Annotated in this window: 2 protein-coding genes; both read left to right on the forward strand. The window is 46.6% G+C overall.

The features are described from left to right. The first annotated feature begins 72 nt into the window (after positions 1–72). A complete protein-coding gene (locus tag SPADD19_RS12420; protein WP_241496418.1) occupies positions 73–753 on the forward strand; it encodes a glycerophosphoryl diester phosphodiesterase membrane domain-containing protein in 681 nt (226 codons plus the stop codon). Further along, positions 704–1,823, forward strand: a 1,120-nt coding sequence (locus SPADD19_RS12425; RefSeq protein WP_241496419.1) for a glycerophosphodiester phosphodiesterase, incomplete at its 3' end; no start/stop codon positions are given. The genes SPADD19_RS12420 and SPADD19_RS12425, both read left to right, overlap by 50 nt.

Raw genomic sequence — 1,823 nt, forward strand, 5'->3', positions numbered from 1 at the left:
CTTGTAGAATCATTGACAAGGAAAGGCTTTTCCGCTATTCTAGGGGAATGAAAGAAAAGGAAAGGGATGGAGATGAAACGGAGTTACTGGCAGGACCTGAAGGGGGCCTTTTACTTAATCTGGCGCAATAAATGGTCCTTTATTGCGATTGGGATTTTGCTTCAATTTGTCGTGGGGGTTGGGGCTGCCGCCTTGAGCTGGGTCTTTCATCTGGCTGTTTTACTTGCGGGTCAGGCCAACATTGATAAGAACAATCTTGCCTCTGTTATGAGCCATCCCTTGAGCTTGCTGGCTCTTTTGGTCTTTATCATGGTCTTTGCTTTCTTGTTTATGCTAGAGATGCGGACCCTGATTTCGGTCATTTACCTGTCGAGAATCGATCGGCACTTGTCCTTTAAAAAGGTGCTAGGTCAATCATTTGGTCGCTTGAAGGATCTAGCGGGGAGTAACCTGCTTTACTTTCTGCTCTATCTTCTTTTGACCTTGCCTGTCGCAGGTGTCTTGATTGGATCGACCCTGACAGATGGTCTTTACATTCCAACCTTTATCACAGGGGAGTTTGAAAAGACCACGATGGGCTCCATCGGGCTCTTAGTGGTGCAGCTGACCCTTCTCTATCTCAATCTTCGCCTCATCTATACAGTTCCCAACCTCGTGGTGGAGGAGCTGCCATTTGGTCGTGCCTTGAAAAAAAAGCTGGAGCATGACCAAAAGAGGAAGCTTTCGTCTCTTATGGAGAATTCTGTCCTTTGAGTTTCTCTTAACCTTTCTAGGGATTTTGCTGGTCTTGGGTCTGGTCTTTACCTTGACGGTGATCGATAAAGAGGGGCAGTATTTCTGGGTGGAGACCATCTTTTTGGTCTTGATTCGGACCTTCCTGTTTATTTTTACAGTCTTGACAAAGGTGGGGTCGCTCGGCATCATCTTGGATTCTGCATGGGAAGTACCGAGCCGTTCCGTCATGCGCTCCAAAGGCAGTCGAAAGATGAAGGGGCTCTTTGCTCTGACAGTGGTCTTTCTCATGGTCCAATCGGGGATTTCAGCTTTTGAACTGGCAACCCTAAAAGTCAATGATCAGATCAAGCTGATCGCCCATCGAGGAGACGTCTCTAAAGGGGTAGAAAATTCCCTGGAAGCCTTAGAAGCAGCAGCCAAGGGAAAGGCGGCTTATGCAGAGATGGATATTCTTCTCACCAAGGACCATCAATTTGTCGTCCTGCATGACTACAATCTCAAGCGCCTGGCTGGGGTGGACAAGGACGTGAAAGACATGACCCTAGCTGAGGTGCAAAGCCTCAAGATTCAACAGGATGGTCACACGAGTCAGATCCCTTCATTTGAAGAATATGTCAAACGGGCCAAAGAATTGAAGATGAAGCTCTTGGTCGAGCTTAAGCCTCACGGTGCGGAACCGAAAAACTACGTGGATCTTTTCGTCCAGAAGATGCGGGACTTGGGGATCGAGAAAGACTATCCGGCTATGTCTTTGGATCTGTCAGTCATGGAAAAGGTCGAGGAAAAAGCTCCTGAGATCAAGACTGGCTATGTTATTCCCATTCAATTCGGCCACTTTCAAAACGATTCGGTCGACTTCTTTGCGATTGAAGACTTTTCTTATCAGGAGGATTTGGTGACCCAGGCCCATGAGATGAAAAAAGAGCTCTATGTCTGGACCATCAATGACAAGCAGAAGTTGACGAAGTATTTGCAACAACCCATTGATGGCTTGATTACGGATGAATTGACAGAGGCACAAAGACTGAAAAAGGATTTGAAACAAAACAAGTCTTACTTTGATCGTTTCTTGAATCTCGTCGCAACAT

The sequence above is a fragment of the Streptococcus parasanguinis genome, from assembly GCF_001578955.1.
GTDB classification, from domain to species: Bacteria; Bacillota; Bacilli; order Lactobacillales; family Streptococcaceae; genus Streptococcus; species Streptococcus parasanguinis_U.

Coding starts and splice junctions, on each gene's coding strand:
- SPADD19_RS12420 (WP_241496418.1), top strand. CDS start 73: ATGAAACGGAGTTACTGGCAGGACCTGAAGGGGGCCTTTTACTTAATC.